The organism is Streptomyces sp. NPDC051041 (assembly GCF_044456065.1).
GTDB classification, from domain to species: Bacteria; Actinomycetota; Actinomycetes; order Streptomycetales; family Streptomycetaceae; genus Streptomyces; species Streptomyces glaucus.
In genome coordinates, this window is record NZ_JBITFM010000004.1 from 429,960 (window position 1) to 449,801 (window position 19,842).

A 19,842-nucleotide genomic window follows, 5' to 3' on the forward strand; every position below is an offset into this window, starting at 1 on the left:
CATGAGCGGAATCCTCGAGGGCAAGCGCGTCCTGATCACCGGTGTGCTGATGGAGTCCTCCATCGCCTTCCACACCGCCAAGCTGGCCCAGGAGCAGGGCGCCGAGATCATCCTGACCGCGTTCCCGCGGCCCACGCTGACCGAGCGCATCGCCAAGAAGCTGCCCAAGCCCACCAAGGTCGTCGAGCTCGACGTGACGAACGACGAGCACCTCGGGCGCCTGGCCGACATCGTCGGCGAGGAGCTCGGCGGCCTCGACGGCGTCGTCCACTCCATCGGCTTCGCCCCGCAGGACGCGCTCGGCGGCAACTTCCTGAACACGCCGTTCGAGTCCGTCGCCACCGCCATGCACGTCTCGGCGTTCTCCCTGAAGTCGCTGACCATGGCCTGCCTGCCGCTGATGCAGAACGGCGGCTCGGTCGTCGGCCTCACCTTCGACGCCCAGTACGCCTGGCCGCAGTACGACTGGATGGGCCCGGCCAAGGCCGCCCTGGAGGCCGTCAACCGCTACATGGCGCGCGACCTGGGCAAGCAGAACATCCGCTGCAACCTGATCTCGGCGGGCCCGATCGGCTCGATGGCCGCCAAGTCCATCCCGGGCTTCAGCGAGCTGGCCTCCGTCTGGGACACCCGCTCCCCGCTGGAGTGGGACCTGAAGGACCCCGAGCCGGCCGGCCGCGGCGTCGTCGCCCTGCTGAGCGACTGGTTCCCGAAGACCACGGGCGAGATCATCCACGTGGACGGCGGTCTGCACGCCATCGGCGCGTGACGCCGCCGGGCTGACCGGCGGCCGAGGGCCCGCACCCCGGGAGGGCGCGGGCCCTCGGCGTGTCCGGCGGGTCCGCGGATCCCGCGCGTCACCCGATCGGGCCACCGGCCGGGCGCGGCGCCCGGTGACCGCGCACTGTGGAGTACGCGTCCACCACGCGATCCCCTCCCCAGCACGGCCGAGGAGGTCCCCTTGTGCGCCTGTCCCGCAGCCTGGCCTCAGCGACCGTCGCCGTCGCTCTCGTGCTGTCCCTCGCCTGCGAGGCGATGCCGCACGCGCGGGTGGACACCGGAAAGTCGCCGGGGCGGCCGTTCGGCGCCGCGTGCCGGATCCGGGTCACCGGTTCCGAGGTGACCGCGTACTGCCACAACCCCTACCCGGACCCCGACCGGGTGCGCCTGCACATCGAGTGCGCCCGCTGGTGGGACCTCGACACCGACACCTCCCCGGTGGAGGCCGGGCCCGCGCAGACCGTGCGGCTGACCGGGCGCTGCTGGAAAGAGGTCGGTTCGGTGTGGATCAGTCACCGGAGGGCGGGCTGATCAGGAGGCGGGCCGGTCACCGGGCGGGCTGGTCGGGAGGCGGGCCGAACCGGCCCGGACGGCACAGCAGCGGATAGCCCGCCGCCTCCGCTCCGGCCGTCCCGGCGTCGCCCGCGCGGATCGCGTCGACCAGGCGCGCGTGGTCCATGTACGTCTCCGGCGTCAGCGCCGCGCCGACGTCCTCGCGCAGCCAGTCCCGCAGCACCTCGCCCAGATCGGCGTACATCGCGCTCATCACGTCGTTGTGGGAGGCGGCCACGACGGCCAGGTGGAAGGTCGCGTCCGCCGTCACGAACGCCTCCGTGTCACCCGACTCCCAGGCCTCCTCCCGCCGCGCCAGGAGCGCGTCCAGCTGCTTGAGGTCCTTCTCCGTGCGCCGCTCGGCGGCCAGTCTGGCGGCGGCCGACTCCAGGGTGGAGCGCAGCTCGGCGATGTGCCGGGGATCGGTGCCGGCGAAGCGGCGGTGCATCACGCCCGCCAGCTCGCTGGTCGCCACGACGTACGTGCCGGAGCCCTGGCGGATGTCCAGCAGGCCGTTGTGCGCCAGCGCGCGGACGGCCTCGCGGACCGTGTTGCGGGCGACCCCGAGCTGCTCGACCAGCTCCGGCTCCGTGGGGATGCGGGAGCCGACCGGCCACTCGCCCGAGGTGATCTGCTGCCGCAGCGCGGCGATGACCTGCTCGGACAGCACCGAACGGCGGGGATGGCTCAGGGGCACGGCACACCTTCGCACACCGGGTCCCGCAACCGCGGACCCGGGAATGGACAACCAATCATCCTATGATTCTATGATGAGCTTCATGACTGGCGAGGAAACCCGGACGCCGAAGTCCACGACCGTACGCGAACCGGCCGGAGGCGACGCCCGGGAAGCCGGGGCCGGCGCCCCGCGCGCGTGGGCGACCCGTCTGCTCGTCCTCGGCATCGTGCTGTCCGCGCTCAACCTCCGCCCCGCCATCACCAGCTTCGGCGCGCTCCTCGAGGAGGTCCGCGACGGGCTCGGCATGAGCGGCAGCGTGGCCGGCCTGCTCACCTCCATGCCCTCGCTCTGCTTCGCCGTCTTCGGCGCCGTCGCCCCCCGGCTCGCCCGCCGCTTCGGGCCCGGCGCGGTGGTGTGCGCCGGCCTGGCCGCCATCGCGACGGGCCTGCTGACGCGCCCGTACGCCGGCGGCACGGCCGGTTTCCTGGCCGCCAGCGCCCTCGCGCTCGCGGGCATCGCGGTCGGCAACGTGCTGATGCCGGTCATCGTCAAGCGCTGGTTCCCCGACCGGGTGGGCTCCATGACCGGCCTGTACTCCATGGCCCTCGCCTTCGGCACCTCGCTCGCGGCCGCGGTGACGGTGCCGATGACCGACGCGCTGGGCGGCGGCTGGCAGCCCGGGCTCGCCGTGTGGGCGGCGCTCGCGGCGGCGGCCGTACTGCCGTGGATCCCGTTCGTACGGGACCGGGGCGCCGGAGCCGCCGAGCAGGCGCCCGCGCGCGGGGAGACGCCCGCGCTGCGGATCACCCGGAGCCGTACCGCCTGGGCGCTCGCCGTGTTCTTCGGGCTCCAGGCCACCGCCGCCTACATCACGATGGGCTGGATGGCGCAGATCTTCCGGGACGCGGGCGTGCCCGCGGGCACGGCCGGGCTGCTGCTGTCCCTGACGATGGTGATGGGCGTGCCGCTGGCCTTCGTCATCCCGCGCCTGGCCACCCGGCTGCCCCACCAGGGACCGATCGTGCTCGCGCTCGGCCTCTGCGGCCTGGCCGGATACGCCGGCCTCCACTTCGCCCCGGTCGGCGGTGCCTGGGCCTGGGCCGTGCTGCTCGGGATCTCCAACTGCGCCTTCCCGCTGGCCCTCACCATGGTCGGGATGCGGGCCAGGACGGGCGCGGGCGTCGCCCAGCTGTCGGCCTTCGCGCAGAGCACCGGCTACCTGATCTCCATTCCCGGCCCGCTCCTGGTGGGCGTGCTCTACCAGCACAGCGGCGGCTGGGGCCTGCCGATCGCGCTGATGTGCGCCCTGATGGTCCCGCAGATGGTGGTGGGCGTGCTGGCGGGGCGCGCCCGCACGGTGGAGGACGAGGCCGCCCGCTGACCGGCCGACCCGCCGGGCCGCCGACCCGGTGGCACCGGGCCGGGTGAGGGATGGGAGACTTGCCGCATGCCAGTGCTCGACCCCAACCCCCAGCACGGTCAGAAGAAGATGCTGCTCGTCTTCGGCGCCTTCTTCGCGATCTTCGTGGTCATCGGGATCATCGCGTCCATCGCCTCGCCGTGACGCCGCCGGCCGGCGCGCGCCCGCCGCGCGGCCGATGGTGGGGCTAACCCCCCTGCCCCCTAGGGGGCGAGGGTCAGGGTCGAGTGGGTGGGACACCGGATGGGCGGGGCACCGGGCCTTCCGTAGTTTCGAGGTGGGGCCGTGCGGGGCGGCCTCACGGACCACTCGACGACAGCGGAGGCACCCATGTCGGCCCCCATGCACCCCCGGCCCCACCCGGCGACGCGGGCCGGCGCGGACATCCGGCTCCCCTGGTGGGCCCTCGCCCTGCCCGTCCTCGCCTTCATCGCGCTGCTCACCCTGATACTCGACCCGTCGGACGCGCACGCGGCCACCGGCGACCCCGCGCTCAGCCAGCTCCTGGAGCGGGTCCGGCAGCTCACCGCGCGCTAGGTGTATTGACCACGAGCAGGCGGGAGCGTGCCGGCGGGCCGCGAGGCCGGACCGGGCACCCCGGCCGCGTCTCGCATCGGTGGAGCCGCGAGTCAACTCCCTGCGCCGCGTGGCCTGTTTCATGCGAAGCTGGGCTCATGAGCGTCGAAGAACCCCGCAGGATCGTCCTCCTCCGGCATGCGAAAGCCGACTGGCCACAGGTGACCGACCACGAGCGACCGCTCGCCGAGCGGGGCCGCAAGGACGCCACAGAGGCCGGGCGCCGGCTGGCCGACACCGGCATCCCCTTCGACCTGGCCCTCTGCTCCACCGCCACCCGGACGCGGGAGACCTGGAAGCTGGCCGTCCACGAGTTCCCGCAGCGGCCGAGAACCGTCTACGAGGAGCGGATCTACGAGGCCTCGCCGGGCGAGCTGATCGCCGTGCTCGACGAAACCCCGGACGACGTGCGCAACGTCCTCCTCGTCGGCCACAACCCGGGCGTGCAGGGACTCGCCGACATCCTGGCCGGCTCGGCCGAGGGCGACGCCCGCGAGCGGATGGCCCGCCGCGGCTTCCCGGCCGCCGCCTTCGCCGTGCTGTCCTTCACCGGCTCATGGAAGACCGTGGAGCCCGGGGTGGCCACGCTGCTCGACTACTGGGCGCCGGCCGACTGACCCGACCGTCCGGCCACGCGCCGGGGCCCGGCACCGCCGCGGCGCCGGGCCTCAAGCCCCCGGGCCGGAGCCTGCGCGGCGCAGCCGCCCGCCCCTCGCGCGCCGCACGCACCGAACGCCACTCCGCTCCTGCCCGGGGAGCCGTCGAAGGGACCCCGGACGTCGCGCCGGGAGGCCGCCCGCGCCGTACCGGGAAGCCGCCGTCCGCGCGGATCAGGGCGGGCCGCCGCTGCCGGCCGCTCAGCGCTGGTCGAGCGTGTCCGCCGCCTCGACCTCTTCCCGGGTGATGCCCAGCAGGTACAGGACCGTGTCCAGGAACGGCACGTTCACCGCCGTGTGCGCCGCCTCGCGCACCACCGGCTTGGCGTTGAAGGCGACCCCGAGGCCGGCCGCGTTCAGCATGTCCAGGTCGTTGGCCCCGTCGCCGATCGCCACGGTCTGCGACAGCGGGACGCCCGCCTCCGCGGCGAACCGGCGCAGCAGCCGCGCCTTGCCCGCCCGGTCCACTATCTCGCCGACCACCCGGCCCGTCAGCCTGCCGTCGACTATCTCCAGCGTGTTGGCCTGGGCGAAGTCCAGCCCCAGCCGTTCCTTCAGATCATCGGTGACCTGGGTGAAACCGCCGGACACGACACCGACCTGGTACCCGAGCCGCTTCAGCGTACGGATCAGCGTGCGGGCGCCCGGCGTCAGCCGCACCTCGCTGCGCACCTTCTCCACCACCGAGGCGTCCAGCCCCGCCAGCAGCGCCACGCGCGCGTGCAGCGACTGCTCGAAGTCCAGCTCCCCGCGCATCGCCGCCGCGGTCACCTCGGCGACCTCGTCCTCGCAGCCGGCGTGCGCGGCGAAGAGCTCGATCACCTCGTCCTGGATGAGCGTCGAGTCCACGTCCATGACGACCAGGCGCTGCGCCCGCCGGTGCAGTCCGGCCGCGACGACCGCCACGTCCACGCCCAGCGCCGCCGCGTCGGTCACCAGGGAGGTGCGCAGCGGCTCGGTCGCCACGCCGGACACCGCGAACTCGACCGCGGTGACCGGGTACTTCGCCAGCCGGAAGATGCGGTCGATGTTGCCGCCGGCCTTGGTGATCCGGGCGGCGATCGCGGCGGTCGCCTCCGCGGTGAGCGGGTGGCCGAGCACGGTCACCAGGGAGCGGCCGAGCCCGCGCGGCCGGTTGTCGCCGATGCCGGAGATGATCTCCGCCTGCATCTTCATCGACTCCGCCCAGCTGTGGACGGTCGCCCGCAGATCGCCCTCCAGCCCTCGCGGCGGCTCGGTCACGAGCGCGCACAGCACGATCCGGCCACGGGTGACGACCTGCTCGATGTCGACCACGTCGACCGAGTAGGCGGCGAGGGTGTCGAAGAGGCCGGCCGTGATGCCCGGCCTGTCCTTGCCGAAGATCTTGACAAGGAGGGTGGGGACGTCGGAGGTCTGCGATGCGCTCATGGTGTTTCCACGGTATCCGGCACCCGGTGCCCCGCGCTGCCGAGGTCCGCTCAGCGGACAGGGAACAGCGGGTGGCGCACCGGCGTCGGGAACCTTGCGTTCCGTCCGTGTCCCCCGGTCGCCGGCGGGCTCGCCCGCGCCGGCAGCGCCCCGGCGGCCCCGGCGCCCGCACCCCGCACGGCCCCCGGGAACAGCGCGACCACCGCGCCCGCGCGCGAGGAGTCCGGCCGGCGCGACCACGCCGCCCGCCGCCCGCAAGGACCGCAGGAAGAAGCCCGACAGCAGCAGCGCACCGGCCAGGCTCACCCCGAGTGACGTGTTTTCGACGGTGGCGTCCGCCTCCGCGCCCATGAGACCGAAGACGGACACATCGCCGGACGGAACGACCGGACCCCCCGCCCCCAGGACCACGACAGCCACGGTCGCCGGCCCCGGCGAGCCCGCCGCGTCAACCTCCAGCAACCGCGGACCGAGCGCCGCGGTGCCCGCCGTCCCGATCAACGCCCAGCTCACGGAGGCGATCACGGACAGCAGGACGTCCGCCCGGGCATCCTCGCGCCGTACCCGGCGGCGCCGGCGCTCGTGGACGCGCCCCTGGCGGACCCCCGATCCGCGGCGCGGCCCGGCCGCCGCGCATGTTCCCCTCGCGCGGATCACCACTCCCCGGCCCGGTTTCCGCCGCGTCAACGGCACCGGCCCGTACGCCCGTACGCGGTTTTCACAAGGTCCGACTTTCGGTCAGAGGGCCGGGCCTGAAATAGTTCCCCCCGATGTTCGACATCCCTGGACTCCCCATGTCGGGGGCGACTCGGGGGACAACTCAGTGGGGCATGGAGTGCCGGAACTCGTACTGGAAACCAACGGACGGACGTGGACGCTCGATCCGTCCAGGTCTTACACGCTCGGACGCGATCCGCAGGCGGACATCGTGTTCGACGACGCCAGGGTCTCCTGGCGGCACGCCACGGTCAGCTTCGACGGCCGCGGATGGGTCATGGAGGACCACGGCAGCACCAACGGCACGTTCGTGCAGGGGCAGCGGATCCAGCAGGTGGAGCTCGGTCCCGGCACGGCCGTGCACCTGGGCAACGCGACCGACGGACCGCGCCTGAACCTCTCCGGCGCCGCGGCGCCGGCCGCCCGGCCCCGGCAGCAGCCGTACGCCCCCCAGGGCGCGGGCCCCGGCTGGGCCCGGCAGGCCCCCGCCGGGCCGGCGCCGCAGCAGGTCCCGCAGCAGCCGCAGCAGGCCGCCCCGCACATACCGCAGCAGCAGGGTCCCGGCGGTGCCGCGGGGGCGCCGCCGGTGTACGGCGACCGCAGCCCGACCACGTTCCACCAGTTCTCCCTCGGCCGCGTGATGCGCATCGGCCGTGCCCTGGAGAACGACCTGGTCGTCTCCGACCTGCAGGTCTCCCGGCACCACGCCGAGTTCCACGCGACGCCCGACGGCCGCATGGAGATCCGCGACCTGGGCTCGCACAACGGCACGTACGTCAACGGCCAGCCGATCCCCAAGGGCGGCGCGCGGCTGCTCGGCCCGGCCGACATCGTCGGCGTCGGCCACTCGACGTTCCGGATCGTCGGCGACCGGCTTGAGGAGTTCGTCGACACCGGTGAGGTGTCCTTCTCCGCCCGCCACCTGACCGTCACGGTCGACGGCGGCAAGCAGATCCTGAGGGACGTCTCCTTCGGCGTCCCGGAGAAGTCGCTGATCGCGGTCATCGGCCCGTCCGGCTCCGGCAAGTCGACCCTGCTCAAGGCGCTCACCGGCTACCGCCCCGCCGACCAGGGCGAGGTCCTGTACGACAACCGCGACCTCTACAAGCAGTTCGCCGAGCTGCGGCAGCGCATCGGTCTGGTCCCGCAGGACGACATCCTGCACAAGGAGCTGACCGTCAAGAAGGCCCTCAAGTACGCGGCCAAGCTGCGCTTCCCCGCCGACACCACGGCCGCCGAGCGCGAGGCCCGCATCGACGAGGTGCTGCGCGAGCTGAAGCTGGACGTCCACAAGGAGAAGAAGGTCACCTCCCTCTCCGGCGGCCAGCGCAAGCGCGTCTCCGTGGCCCTGGAACTGCTCACCAAGCCGTCGCTGATCTTCCTGGACGAGCCGACGTCCGGCCTCGACCCGGGCATGGACCGCGACGTCATGCAGCTGCTGCGGAGCCTGGCCGACGACGGCCGCACCGTCCTCGTCGTCACCCACTCGGTGGCCGAGCTGGCGCTGTGCGACAAGCTGCTGGTGATGGCGCCGGGCGGTGCGGTCGCCTACTTCGGCCCGCCGGAGGAGGCGCTGAACTTCTTCGGCTACGACACCTGGGCCGACGTCTTCTCCGCCTTCGAGAACTACCGCGACTACGACTGGGCGGGCCGCTGGAAGGGCTCGCAGCACTACCAGATGTACGCCGCGGACATCGACGCGGTCGCGCCGCAGTCCGTGCAGGTCGCGCCGATGCAGGCGATGAAGCCGCCGAAGCCGCAGGGCTGGTTCTCCCAGTGGGGCACGCTGGTGCGGCGCTACCTGTCGGTGATCGCCTCCGACCGGGGCTTCCTCGCCCTGATGGTGATCCTGCCGGCCGTGCTCGGCGCGGTGAGCCTGCTCATCGACCCGGACCGCGGCCTGCTGCCCAACCCGCCGAACCCGCGGACGGGCCGGATCGTCCCCAACGGCACGGCCACCACCGTCCTGCTGATCCTCGCGGTCGGCGCCTGCTTCGCCGGCGCCGCGAACTCCGTCCGCGAGCTGATCAAGGAGCGGGTGATCTACGAGCGGGAGCGCGCGACCGGCCTGTCGCGGTCCGCGTACCTGATGTCCAAGGTGTTCGTGCTCGGCCTGATCACCGTCGGGCAGGGCCTGCTGGTCGGCGTCATCGGCCTCGCGAGCCGGGAGATCCCGCAGGAGGGCCTGGTCCTCGGCGGCGCCACGCTCGTCGAGCTGTCCCTGCCGGTCATGGCGCTGGGCTTCACCTCGATGATGTTCGGCCTGATCATCTCGTCGCTGGTGAAGACGGCCGAGAAGACCATGCCGCTGCTGGTGATGTTCGCGATCATCCAGGTCGTGTTCACGGGCTGTCTGTTCGCCCTGAACGGCACGGTCGGCGTCAACCAGGTCTCGTACCTGATGCCGTCGCGCTGGGCGGTCGCCGCCGCGGGCGCCACGCTCGACTTCAACAGGATCAGCCCGCCGGAGGAGGGGGCCGGAACCGACCCGCTGTGGGACCACACCGTCGGCACCTGGGCCATGGACATGGCCGCGCTGATCGCCCTCGGCGTGATCTGCGGCTTCTTCGTGGCCCGCTTCCTGCGCCGCCACGAGCCCGAGGTCATGCGCAAGTAGCACCGCCGTACGACGCCGAGGGGCGGCACCCCGTCAGGAGGGCGCCGCCCCTCGGCGTGTCCGTGCGCGGGAGGGGGCCCGCGCCGGCCTCAGTACGCGCTGTCGACGTTGTCCATGGAGCCGTACCGGTCGGCCGCGTAGTTGCAGGCGGCGGTGATGTTGGCGACCGGGTCGTAGATGTTCCAGGACGTGCCGGGCACGTGGTAGGCCTGGAAGGTCGGCGGGATGACCTGCAGCAGACCCTTGGAGGGGACACCGTTGGCGGCGTTGATGTCCCAGTCGTTGACGGCGTTCGGGTTGCCCGAGGACTCCCGCATGATGTTGCGGTGGATGCCGCTGTAGGACCCCGGGATGCCGTGCTTCCGCATGATGTCGAGCGACTCGCGGATCCAGCCGTCGAGGTTGTCCGGGTAGCTCCTCGCGGCGACCCGCTCGACCCCGGTGCGCCGCGCGGCGCGGCTCGCGGCCTCCTCTGCCCGGCGCTCCTGCGCGGCCTTCCGGGCCGCGGCCGCCGCGGCCGCCTTCTTCCTGGCCGCCTCGGCGGCCTTCCGCACGGCGGCCGCGGCGTCGGCCTTCCGCTTGGCCTCGATCCGCTCGATCTTCAGGCTCGCGCCGGCGAGCTGGTCGGTGACGCCGGCCCTGACGTCCGTGATCCGCTCGGCGCTGTAGGTCACCCGGTCCGCCGGGACGGCCTCGACCGCGGTCGTCCGCGCGCCGCCGGGTACGGCGGAGAAGGCGACGGCGGCGGCGCCGAGCGCCGCGACACCGGCTGCCGCGATCCTGTGGGTACGAGGCAGGGCGCGACCACGGCCACCGGGGCCGGAGCTATCGGACATGCGGAACGGACCTCTTCGAATAGCGCGGAGGTCGCTCTTCGGCCGGTTCGTCCGGCGGCGGGCGCGGGTGCCTCCCGCGCGAACGCCGCGGGCGAGGGCCCGCGGCGTTGAGCGACGGGAGCCATTCTTAGCGGCCGCGAAAAGCCGGAACAAAGGCGTGACGTACGAAGCCCGGTAGTGGAACGGGGGCGGGCGAAGCGGCGCAGATCCCCTTGTTCTCCCCGATCAGGCCGAACCCTCTTCCTCCTATTCCCCTTCGTACGTGACGTGCGCCCTATGGGAGGGCTCACACGGACCCCGCCCCGGTCTCGCACTCGGTTGCGTAAGCAATGCACTGGGTGAGGCCCGTCCTCCCGGAGGAAGGCCCGCCCCCGGGATCCGTGCCGGGGCGCGGACCGGGCGGCGCCCCGGTGACCGACGCCGGCGCGGCATCCCTTCCCCGGTCCCGGCGCCCTCCGGTACGCGTGTCCTCGACGAGGGAACCGGGACCGTCCCGGCCCCGGGCCGCGCGGGCGGGGTCCTGGGCCATCGGCGTAGCAGAGGGCCGTCGCCGGTCCGATCCGCGCTGCCGCGACCCGCCGGTACCGTGAAGACATGAGTCACGGCCCCCGGTCCGGCCTCGCCGCGGTGAGCTCCGCGCTGCTGGCCATGAGCAGGCACCTGGAGGTGCGCGACGTCCTCAAGACGATCGTCGCCTCCGCCCGCGAGCTGCTCGACGCGCAGTACGCCGCCCTCGGCGTCCCCGACGACCACGGCGGCTTCGCCCAGTTCGTGGTCGACGGCGTCAGCGACGAGCAGTGGAAGGCCATCGGCCCCCTCCCGCGCCAGCACGGCATCCTCGCCGCGATGCTGCACGAGGCCGAGGTCGAGCGCCTCGCCGACGTCCGCCGGGACCCCCGCTTCGGGGGCTGGCCGTCCGCCCACCCCGAGCTGGCCGACTTCCTGGGCCTGCCGATCCGCGACGGCGACGAGGTCATCGGGGCGCTGTTCCTGGCGAACAAGAACTGCCCGAAGCCCGAAGGCGGTTGCGGCTTCACGGCCGACGACGAGGAACTGCTCTCCATCCTCGCCCAGCACGCCGCCATCGCCCTCACCAACGCCCGCCTGTACGAGCGCAGCCGCGAACTGACCATCGCAGAGGAGCGCTCCCGCCTCGCCCACGAACTGCACGACGCGGTCAGCCAGAAGCTCTTCTCCCTCCGCCTGACCGCCCAGGCCGCCGCCCGCCTCGTCGACCGCGACCCCTCCCGCGCCAAGGGCGAGCTCCAGCAGGTGGCCGCCCTCGCCGCCGAGGCCGCCGACGAACTGCGGGCGGCCGTCGTCGAGTTGCGGCCGGCCGCCCTCGACGAGGACGGCCTCGTCGCCACCCTGCGCACCCAGACCCAGGTCCTCGACCGCGCCCACAGCGCGCGCGTGACCTTCACCGGCCGCGGTGTCAGGGCCCTGCCGTCCGCCCAGGAGGAGGCCGTGCTCCGCGTCGCCCAGGAGGCGCTGCACAACGCCCTGCGGCACTCGGGGGCGGAGCACGTCGACGTGACCCTGGAGCGGCGCGGCGCCGGAGCGGTCCTGCGGGTCACGGACGACGGCAGCGGCTTCGACCCGCAGGCGGTGCGCCGCGCGGGACGCCACCTGGGCCTGGTCTCCATGCGGGACCGGGCGAGCGGCGTCGGCGGCCGGCTGGGCGTGGAATCGGCGCCCGGCAAGGGCACCACGATCGAGATGGAGGTTCCCGGTGGCTGACGCGATCAAGGTGCTGCTCGTGGACGACCACCAGGTGGTCCGCCGGGGTCTGCGCACGTTCCTCGAGGTGCAGGACGACATCGAGGTCGTGGGCGAGGCCGCGGACGGCGCCGAAGGCGTCCGGCGGGCCGAGGAACTCGGACCCGACGTCATCCTCATGGACGTCAAGATGCCGGGCACGGACGGCGTCGAGGCGCTGCGCCGGCTCCGCGAGCTGGACCACCCCGCGCGCGTGCTCGTCGTCACCAGCTTCACCGAGCAGCGCACGGTGGTCCCGGCCCTGCGGGCCGGCGCCGCCGGGTACGTGTACAAGGACGTGGACCCGGACGCGCTGGCCGGCGCCATCCGCTCCGTCCACGCCGGTCACATCCTGCTCCAGCCGGAGGTCGCGGGCGCCCTGCTCGCCCAGGAGGAGGCGGGCGCCGGACAGGGCCGGGGAGCCTCCCTCACGGACCGGGAACGCGAGGTGCTCGGTCTGATAGCGGACGGCCGCTCCAACCGGGAGATCGCCCGCGCGCTGGTCCTCTCCGAGAAGACGGTGAAGACCCACGTCTCGAACATCCTGATGAAACTCGACCTGGCGGACCGCACCCAGGCGGCCCTGTGGGCCGTACGCCACGGCCTGACGGGCTGAAACCGCGCCCCTCACGGCACGCGGAGCCCCGAAAGGTTCCCCTCCGGACTGAGATTCATACTGTCGTGGGAATGTCCCCCACTCGGCGTATCCCGCGGCGGTCTCCGCCGTTCTCCAGTGCGTGCCGCGGCGACTGCCGCGGAATCGCAAGGAGGACTGAGAAGTGAAGAACCTGAAGAAGGCAGCGGCTGTGACGATGGTGGCCGGCGGTCTGCTCGCGGCCGGCAGCGGCATGGCCTCCGCCACCGACGGCGACGCGGTGGCCCACGGCACCGCCGTCGGCTCGCCGGGCGTCGCCTCGGGCAACGTCGTCCAGGCCCCGGTGCACGTCCCGGTCAACGTGTCCGGCAACAGCGTCAACGTCGTCGGTGTGCTGAACCCGGCCTTCGGCAACCTGGCCGTCAACCGCTGACCCCGGCCCGCCGGGCCGGCGCCGACCTCCGGTCTCCCGGGCCGCCCGGGAGACCGGTCACGCACGTCACCGGCGCCCGCGGCCCGGGGGACCGGCGGCGCCCCGGCACGCCCAGGGCGCCGCCGGTCACGGACACCCGCCTCACCCCCTGCCGCGCTCCCGCTCCTCCACGACGGAGTTGTACGCGGCGACCTGCGCCCGCCGGGCCGTCCGCTCCACCGGCCGCAACGCGGCCGCCCGCGCCGCCATCTCCGAGGCGCTCACCGCGCCCCCCTCCCCGCTCCGGTACGCCAGCGAGATCAGCACCCCCACCCGCTGCGCCAGCTCCAGCACCCGCACCGCCCGCGGCGGATACCCCGGCGCCGGCACCTCCCGCCCCCGCCCGCCCGTCACCCGGCCACCGCTGCGCGCCGCCCCGCCGACCCGCGCCCGGTACGCGTCGATCGCCGCCTGCGCCGCCGGCCCCGACCCGGCCACGTCCAGCCGCGTCAGCACCTCGGTCGCCTCCCGCAGCGCCTCCGCCAGCTCCCGCTCGGCCTCCCCGAGCGACGGCACGTCGGCGGGCGGCGCCTCCCGCACCGGCAGGCAGTGCCAGACGACCTCCACGTGCACGTCGCCCTCGGGCCCGGCCTCGTGCACCTCCGGCACGAGACCCAGCGCGGCGCCGTGGCAGACCACCGCCTCCCGAGCCTCCAGCGCCCGCGCGTTGAACTCCGGCGGCCCGCTCAGCCCCAGCGGATGCCCGGGCACGGGCAGCGCGACCCGCAGCCCGGAGGCGCCGAGCGTCCGCAGCCGGCCCAGCGCCAGCGTCAGACCGACCGGGGCCGACTCGCCGGGCAGCCCCTCCACCCGGTGCGCCGCGTCCTCGCCGACGATCGCGAGCACGGCGTCATCCGGAGACACAAGTCCGGCAATCAGGGCGTTTCCCCAGGCGGCAAGGCGTCCTGAGCGTGGTTCCGAGAGCATGCCTCCACCCTAAGGACCGGACCGATGGAATGCCCGGGCCGACCGGTGGCGTAGATTTCGTTGAGGGCTGCGCCCACCGGCGCGGCGGACCGAGCCACAGGCGTACGCGACAGCCGAGACCGGCCACACTGCAAGGGGAGACAACGCGCTCATGAGCGATGTTCTGGAGCTTCAGGACGTATCCGTGGTCCGCGAGGGCCGGGCTCTGGTGGACCAGGTCTCCTGGTCGGTCAAGGAGGGCGAGCGCTGGGTCATCCTCGGCCCGAACGGCGCCGGCAAGACGACCCTCCTGAACGTCGCGTCCAGCTACCTCTTCCCCACCAGGGGCACCGCCACCATCCTCGGCGAGACCCTCGGCAAGCCCGGCACCGACGTCTTCGAGCTGCGCCCCCGCATCGGCATGGCCGGCATCGCCATGGCCGACAAGCTGCCCAGGCGCCAGACCGTCCTGCAGACCGTGCTGACCGCCGCGTACGGCATGACGGCCGGCTGGCGGGAGGAGTACGAGGACATCGACGAGCAGCGCGCCCGCGCCTTCCTCGACCGCCTCGGCATGTCCGAGTACCTGGACCGCAGGTTCGGCACCCTCTCCGAGGGCGAGCGCAAGCGCACCCTCATCGCCCGCGCCCTGATGACCGACCCCGAGCTGCTGCTCCTCGACGAGCCGGCCGCCGGCCTCGACCTCGGCGGGCGCGAGGACCTCGTGCGCCGCCTCGGCCGCCTCGCCCGCGACCCCATCGCCCCCTCGATGATCATGGTCACCCACCACGTCGAGGAGATCCCCCCGGGCTTCACCCACGTCCTGATGATCCGCCAGGGCAAGGTCCTCACCGCCGGCCCCCTGGAGCTCGAACTGACCTCCCGCAACCTCTCCCTCTGCTTCGGACTGCCGCTCGTCGTCGAGCAGGTCGGCGACCGCTGGACCGCGCAGGGCCTGCCGCTGTCCTGACAGCGCCCGCTTCGCGCCCTGTCCCCGGCGGCGCCCGCGGACCTACCATGACCGTGTGAACGACATCGACGCATGGGTGTGGTGGCTCGTCGCCGCAGCAGGGCTCGGAATCCCGCTCGTTGTGACCGCGATGCCCGAGTTCGCCATGTTCGCGGTGGGCGCCGTCGCCGCCGCGGGCGCCGCGGGATTCGGCGCCGGCATCGTCGTCCAGGTGCTCGTCTTCGTCGTCGTCTCGGTCGCCCTCATCGCCGTCGTACGGCCCATCGCGGCCCGGCACCGCACGCAGCGGCCCCAACTCGCCACCGGTGTGGACGCGTTGAAGGGCAGGCAGGCCGTCGTGCTGGAGCGCGTCGACGGCTCCGGCGGCCGGATCAAGCTCGCCGGCGAGGTCTGGTCGGCGCGCTCCCTCGACACCGACCGCGCCTACGAAGCAGGCCAGGAAGTGGATGTCGTGGACATCGAGGGGGCCACGGCGATCGTCATCTGACCTCGTGGGGCGCAACTGGGGCGAACACCTCGCAAGGCAGGCGACGGTCTGTCAGACTCGACCAGCAAGATCTTCGACAACCATAAGATCTGCCGAGAGCGCCAAGGCGGAGAAGGGTACGGGGAACGACGGTGGAACCGGTCATCATCGTCTTGATCATCCTGGTGGTGTTGGTCTTCATCGCCCTGATCAAGACCATCCAAGTCATCCCACAGGCCAGCGCCGCCATCGTCGAGCGCTTCGGCCGCTACACGCGGACGCTGAACGCGGGCCTCAACATCGTCGTCCCGTTCATCGACACCATCCGCAACCGCATCGACCTGCGTGAACAGGTCGTCCCGTTCCCGCCGCAGCCGGTGATCACCCAGGACAACCTGGTCGTCAACATCGACACCGTCATCTACTACCAGGTGACCGACGCCCGGGCCGCGACGTACGAGGTCGCCAGCTACATCCAGGCCATCGAGCAGCTCACCGTCACCACGCTGCGCAACATCATCGGCGGCATGGACCTGGAGCGCACCCTGACCTCCCGCGAGGAGATCAACGCGGCCCTGCGCGGCGTCCTCGACGAGGCCACCGGCAAGTGGGGCATCCGCGTCAACCGCGTCGAACTCAAGGCGATCGAGCCGCCGACCTCCATCCAGGACTCGATGGAGAAGCAGATGCGCGCCGACCGCGACAAGCGCGCCGCGATCCTCCAGGCCGAAGGCGTCCGGCAGTCCGAGATCCTGCGCGCCGAGGGTGAGAAGCAGTCCCAGATCCTGCGCGCCGAGGGTGAGGCCAAGGCCGCCGCCCTGCGCGCCGAGGGCGAAGCCCAGGCCGTCCGTACGGTCTTCGAGGCGATCCACGCCGGCGACCCGGACCAGAAGCTGCTCTCCTACCAGTACCTCCAGATGCTCCCGAAGATCGCCGAGGGCGACGCCAACAAGCTCTGGATCGTCCCCAGCGAGATCGGCGACGCCCTCAAGGGCCTGTCCGGCGCCGTCGGCAACTTCGGCGCCATGGGCGGCGGGGCGCCGGGCAAGGGCGGCCCCGACGGTGCGGAGCGCCGCGAGAAGCCGTCCATCGACTGACCGGCCGTCGCACGGCACCGGGGCCCGCCTCCTCACGGAGGCGGGCCCCGGTGCCGTGCCGTACGTCCTACGCGGCGTCGCGCGCCAGCCACCCGGGCAGCGCGTCGAAGTCCTCCTGCCCCAGCGCCAGCAGCATCGCGTCCGCCGGCGTCGGCTCGAAGGGCTGCCGCAGCAGCGTCATACCGGCCTCCTCCGGAGTCCGGTTCGCCTTGCGGTGGTTGTCCTCGGCGCACGCGGCGACCGTGTTCAGCCATGTGTCCCGGCCGCCTTGCGACCGCGGCACCACATGGTCCACGGTCGTCGCCCGCCTGCCGCAGTACGCGCAGCGGTGCCGGTCCCGGACCAGCACGCCCCGCCTCGACCACGGCGCTTGTCTCCGGAAGGGCACCCGTACGTACCTGCACAGCCGGATCACGCGGGGCGCCGGTATGTCGACCGCGGCTCCACGCATCCGCAGTTCGGGGTGGGCCTGCTCGACGACGGCCTTGTCCTGCAGGACCAGAACGACGGCTCGGTTCAGCGTCACCGTCGACAGCGGCTCGAAGCTCGCGTTCAGCACCAGCGTGTCCCGCATACCAGCCCACCTCCCGTGTGCCCTGGCCCACCCCTTGGCGGGCTGGGATCAACTCTGGCCGGGCACGCCGGGACGGACAACGCAATATCCGCTGCTCCCACGGGGAGTGACCCCGCGGCCCCCCACGACAAAAATGCCCGCCTCCGATCACTTCCAAGACCGGAGACGGGCAAACGTCCCGTGAACGTCAGGCTTCGGCGGGCACCTCGTACTCACCGATCAGCTGGGCCCGCGCGATCGTGTGGAACCGCAGGTTGAACCCCACGAACGCGGGCGTGGCGTCCGCGTCCGGCCCGAGCTTCTCCTGGTCCACGGCGTACACCGTGAACACGTACCGGTGCGGTCCGTCCCCGGCCGGCGGCGCGGCACCGCCGAAGTCCTTGGTGCCGTAGTCGTTGCGCGCCTGGATCGCGCCCTCCGGCAGACCCTCGAACTCGCCGCTGCCCGCACCCGCCGGCAGCTCGGTCACCGAGGCCGGGATGTCGAACACCACCCAGTGCCAGAACCCGCTGCCCGTCGGGGCGTCCGGGTCGTAGCAGGTCACGGCGAAGCTCTTGGTCCCGGGCGGGAAGCCCTCCCACCGCAGGTGCGGCGAGGTGTTGCCGGCCGCGTAGACCTGAGCGTCCTTGAGCGTGGCCCCTTCCTGGACGTCCTCGCTCGTGACCGTGAAGGACGGCACGGGCGGATGGAAGTCGTGGGGGAGCGGCCGCCGCTTGAGCTCGGTCACCTGGGTACCTCCTGATCGGTTCGTTGCCTGCGGGTCGAGCCTAGAACCAGTTGCGCTTGCTGCCGACCTCGGCCAGCCACTGGTTGAGGTACGCCGCCCAGTCGGTCCCCTGATAGTCGTTCAGCCCCACCTGGAACGACCGGAAGGTGTCGCTGCCCTCGCTGAACAGCCCCGGCTTCTTGTCCATCTCCAGCACGACGTCCATCGCCTGCTCGTCGGCCACGAAGCTCAGCTCGACCTGGTTCAGACCGCGGTACTGCTGCGGCGGGAGGAACTCGATCTCCTGGTAGAACGGCAGCTTCTGCCGCGTGCCCCGGATCAGGCCGCGCTCCAGGTCCGCGTTCTTGAAACGGAAGCCCAGCTGGACGAAGGCGTCGAGGATCGCCTTCTGGGCCGGCAGCGGGTGCACGTTGATCGGGTCCAGGTCACCGGAGTCCACGGCCCGCGCGATCTCCAGCTCCGTCGTCACGCCGATGTTCATCCCGCGCAGCGCCTGCCCGTCGATCATCGTGATCGGCGTCTCCCACGGGATCTCCAGCCCGAACGGCACCGCGTGCACGGCGTTCGCCTGCAGCTCGAAGGCCCCGCCGAGCCGCACCTTCGTGAACTCGATGTCCTGCTTGTACTCCTGGTCCCCGCTCTCGACCTCGACCTTGGCCTGCAGCCCGACCGACAGTCCCTCGATCTGCTGGTTCACGGACCCGCCCTGGATCCGCACCTCGCCCTGGACGACACCGCCCGGAACGACGTTGACCTCGTTCAGCACCGTCTCGACCGAAGCCCCGCCGGCCCCCAGGCTCGCGAGCAGCTTCTTGAACGCCATGTCTCTCCCTTTCCAGGCGGCCCCAGGGGCGGCGCCCGTTCCGTCGTCCGGCCTCTGACTTGCGAGGGAATCCTCGAGCGGACCCCTGACCCCTACAAACGCGATCCGGCCGTGGCCGGTTCCTCGCCCCGGCAGGGCGAGCGGCCCCCGACCGCCCCTGCCGCCCCGTCCGTCTGCGTTACCCTCGGACGGCATGATCGCGACCTCTGACCGTACCCCTGTGCCCCGGGAGTTCTTCGACCGACCCGTCCTGGAAGTCGCCCCCGACCTCCTGGGCCGCATCCTCGTACGCACCACCCCGGACGGTCCGATCGCGCTCCGCCTCACCGAGGTCGAGGCCTACGACGGCCCCAACGATCCCGGTTCCCACGCCTACCGGGGCCGCACCGCCCGCAACGGCGTGATGTTCGGTCCCCCCGGCCACGTGTACGTCTACTTCACCTACGGCATGTGGTTCTGCATGAACCTGGTCTGCGGTCCGGAGGGCAGGGCGAGCGCCGTCCTGCTCCGCGCCGGCGAGATCGTCGAGGGCGCGGAGCTGGCCCGGGAACGCCGTCTTTCGGCCCGCAACGACAAGGAACTCGCCAAGGGGCCGGCCCGCCTGTGCACGGCCCTGGACGTGGACCGGGCCCTGGACGGCACGGACGCGTGCGCCGCCGGCGAGACGCCACTGCGCGTACTGACGGGCGCGCCCGTCCCCTCCGAGCAGGTACGCAGCGGACCGCGCACCGGCGTGGCGGGTGAGGGGGGCGTCCACCCCTGGCGTTACTGGATCGCCGACGACCCGACGGTCAGCCCGTACCGGGCCCACGTACCGAGGCGACGCCGGGGTTGACGCGGGCCGGGGAGATACGTAATGTAGTCCGAGCCGCTGAACCGGGTACTGTGATCGTCAGCAGCCGGAGCGGCCAATCCACTACCTACGCCTTTCCCTCAGCGGGGATGAATTCGGCATGTCCGCATGTCTGAATTCGAAACCTGTGGGACTCGATTATGAGTCGAGCGGGGAATCGGCTAACGTAGTGAATGTCGAAAGGCCGCCGGGCGAAAGCCCAGCCCGTAGACAAATCCCGCCGACTGGGAATCGGATCGGAAAAGGATCTGATAGAGTCGGAGACACCGAAGGGAAGCGCCCGGAGGAAAGCCCGAGAGGGTGAGTACGAAGGAAGCGTCCGTTCCTTGAGAACTCAACAGCGTGCCAAAAGTCAACG

21 protein-coding genes and 1 pseudogene are annotated in these 19,842 nt (G+C 72.5%); 14 read left to right on the forward strand and 8 right to left on the reverse strand.

From position 1 onward, the window contains the following. Position 1 precedes the first annotated feature (1 nt). Positions 2–769, forward strand: coding sequence for an enoyl-ACP reductase FabI (gene fabI, locus ACIBAI_RS10560; protein WP_344608195.1), 768 nt, complete (start codon positions 2–4; stop codon positions 767–769). Between the two features lie 194 nt (positions 770–963). Beyond that, positions 964–1,311 carry a hypothetical protein gene (locus ACIBAI_RS10565; protein WP_399032853.1) on the forward strand — a complete coding sequence of 116 codons (348 nt, stop codon included), beginning with the start codon at positions 964–966 and terminating at the stop codon, positions 1,309–1,311. A gap of 16 nt (positions 1,312–1,327) precedes the next feature. Here the strand turns inward: ACIBAI_RS10565 and ACIBAI_RS10570 are convergent, their stop codons facing one another. After that, on the reverse strand, positions 1,328–2,029 hold the full coding sequence (locus ACIBAI_RS10570) for a FadR/GntR family transcriptional regulator (RefSeq protein ID WP_399032855.1): 702 nt from the start codon (positions 2,027–2,029) through the stop codon (positions 1,328–1,330). Between the two features lie 70 nt (positions 2,030–2,099). On the opposite strand from ACIBAI_RS10570, the gene ACIBAI_RS10575 reads away from it, so the two are divergent. The 4 genes from ACIBAI_RS10575 to ACIBAI_RS10590 all read left to right on the forward strand — a co-directional run bounded on the left by ACIBAI_RS10575 (position 2,100) and on the right by ACIBAI_RS10590 (position 4,624). After that, complete coding sequence (locus ACIBAI_RS10575) at positions 2,100–3,392, forward strand: CynX/NimT family MFS transporter (RefSeq protein WP_399032857.1); 1,293 nt, start codon at positions 2,100–2,102, stop codon at positions 3,390–3,392. Between the two features lie 66 nt (positions 3,393–3,458). Then, complete coding sequence (locus tag ACIBAI_RS10580; RefSeq protein ID WP_344608203.1) at positions 3,459–3,575, forward strand: SGM_5486 family transporter-associated protein; 117 nt, start codon at positions 3,459–3,461, stop codon at positions 3,573–3,575. A 186-nt stretch (positions 3,576–3,761) separates the two neighbouring features. Next, positions 3,762–3,968, forward strand: a complete 207-nt coding sequence (locus ACIBAI_RS10585; protein ID WP_344608205.1) for a hypothetical protein — start codon at positions 3,762–3,764, stop codon at positions 3,966–3,968. A gap of 137 nt (positions 3,969–4,105) precedes the next feature. Next, complete coding sequence (locus ACIBAI_RS10590) at positions 4,106–4,624, forward strand: SixA phosphatase family protein (RefSeq protein WP_399032860.1); 519 nt, start codon at positions 4,106–4,108, stop codon at positions 4,622–4,624. A 240-nt stretch (positions 4,625–4,864) separates the two neighbouring features. On the opposite strand, the gene serB is transcribed toward ACIBAI_RS10590, so the two are convergent. Further along, entirely contained in the window at positions 4,865–6,073 is a 1,209-nt protein-coding gene (gene serB / locus ACIBAI_RS10595) for a phosphoserine phosphatase SerB (RefSeq protein WP_399032905.1), read from the reverse strand. A gap of 222 nt (positions 6,074–6,295) precedes the next feature. Beyond that, positions 6,296–6,766: pseudogene (locus tag ACIBAI_RS10600) on the reverse strand (streptophobe family protein); the annotation flags it as partial. 142 nt (positions 6,767–6,908) lie between these two features. On the opposite strand from ACIBAI_RS10600, the gene ACIBAI_RS10605 reads away from it, so the two are divergent. Further along, a complete protein-coding gene (locus ACIBAI_RS10605) occupies positions 6,909–9,407 on the forward strand; it encodes an FHA domain-containing protein (protein ID WP_399032861.1) in 2,499 nt (832 codons plus the stop codon). 89 nt (positions 9,408–9,496) lie between these two features. On the opposite strand, the gene ACIBAI_RS10610 is transcribed toward ACIBAI_RS10605, so the two are convergent. Continuing rightward, positions 9,497–10,243 carry a transglycosylase SLT domain-containing protein gene (locus tag ACIBAI_RS10610; protein ID WP_399032863.1) on the reverse strand — a complete coding sequence of 249 codons (747 nt, stop codon included), beginning with the start codon at positions 10,241–10,243 and terminating at the stop codon, positions 9,497–9,499. Between the two features lie 594 nt (positions 10,244–10,837). Between ACIBAI_RS10610 and ACIBAI_RS10615 the strand changes: the two genes are divergently transcribed. The 3 genes from ACIBAI_RS10615 (at position 10,838) to chpE (ending at position 13,029) form a co-directional block, all read left to right on the forward strand. Next, on the forward strand, positions 10,838–11,983 hold the full coding sequence (locus ACIBAI_RS10615) for a GAF domain-containing sensor histidine kinase (protein WP_399032865.1): 1,146 nt from the start codon (positions 10,838–10,840) through the stop codon (positions 11,981–11,983). Next, a complete protein-coding gene (locus tag ACIBAI_RS10620; RefSeq protein ID WP_399032867.1) occupies positions 11,976–12,617 on the forward strand; it encodes a response regulator in 642 nt (213 codons plus the stop codon). Before ACIBAI_RS10615 ends, ACIBAI_RS10620 begins: the two co-directional genes overlap by 8 nt. Before the next feature lie 163 nt (positions 12,618–12,780). Further along, positions 12,781–13,029, forward strand: a complete 249-nt coding sequence (gene chpE, locus ACIBAI_RS10625; RefSeq protein ID WP_399032869.1) for a chaplin ChpE — start codon at positions 12,781–12,783, stop codon at positions 13,027–13,029. Positions 13,030–13,170: 141 nt separating this feature from the next. Here the strand turns inward: chpE and ACIBAI_RS10630 are convergent, their stop codons facing one another. Next, the gene (locus ACIBAI_RS10630) at positions 13,171–13,995 is read right to left on the reverse strand and encodes a hypothetical protein (RefSeq protein WP_399032871.1); all 825 of its coding nucleotides are present in this window, start codon (positions 13,993–13,995) and stop codon (positions 13,171–13,173) included. Positions 13,996–14,146: 151 nt separating this feature from the next. On the opposite strand from ACIBAI_RS10630, the gene ACIBAI_RS10635 reads away from it, so the two are divergent. The 3 genes from ACIBAI_RS10635 to ACIBAI_RS10645 all read left to right on the forward strand — a co-directional run bounded on the left by ACIBAI_RS10635 (position 14,147) and on the right by ACIBAI_RS10645 (position 16,507). Beyond that, a complete protein-coding gene (locus tag ACIBAI_RS10635) occupies positions 14,147–14,944 on the forward strand; it encodes an ABC transporter ATP-binding protein (protein ID WP_399032873.1) in 798 nt (265 codons plus the stop codon). Between the two features lie 55 nt (positions 14,945–14,999). After that, a complete protein-coding gene (locus ACIBAI_RS10640; protein WP_399032875.1) occupies positions 15,000–15,431 on the forward strand; it encodes an NfeD family protein in 432 nt (143 codons plus the stop codon). A 131-nt stretch (positions 15,432–15,562) separates the two neighbouring features. Beyond that, on the forward strand, positions 15,563–16,507 hold the full coding sequence (locus tag ACIBAI_RS10645) for an SPFH domain-containing protein (protein ID WP_399032877.1): 945 nt from the start codon (positions 15,563–15,565) through the stop codon (positions 16,505–16,507). Between the two features lie 67 nt (positions 16,508–16,574). Here the strand turns inward: ACIBAI_RS10645 and ACIBAI_RS10650 are convergent, their stop codons facing one another. The 3 genes from ACIBAI_RS10650 to ACIBAI_RS10660 form a co-directional block, all read right to left on the reverse strand. Further along, positions 16,575–17,081, reverse strand: coding sequence for an HNH endonuclease (locus ACIBAI_RS10650; RefSeq protein WP_344608227.1), 507 nt, complete (start codon positions 17,079–17,081; stop codon positions 16,575–16,577). A gap of 187 nt (positions 17,082–17,268) precedes the next feature. After that, entirely contained in the window at positions 17,269–17,808 is a 540-nt protein-coding gene (locus ACIBAI_RS10655) for a YbhB/YbcL family Raf kinase inhibitor-like protein (protein ID WP_399032880.1), read from the reverse strand. A gap of 40 nt (positions 17,809–17,848) precedes the next feature. Further along, positions 17,849–18,631, reverse strand: coding sequence for a sporulation protein (locus ACIBAI_RS10660; RefSeq protein WP_399032882.1), 783 nt, complete (start codon positions 18,629–18,631; stop codon positions 17,849–17,851). A 193-nt stretch (positions 18,632–18,824) separates the two neighbouring features. On the opposite strand from ACIBAI_RS10660, the gene ACIBAI_RS10665 reads away from it, so the two are divergent. Beyond that, positions 18,825–19,466: a DNA-3-methyladenine glycosylase gene (locus tag ACIBAI_RS10665; protein WP_399032884.1), complete on the forward strand. Its 642-nt coding sequence runs from the start codon at positions 18,825–18,827 to the stop codon at positions 19,464–19,466. Positions 19,467–19,842 lie beyond the last annotated feature (376 nt).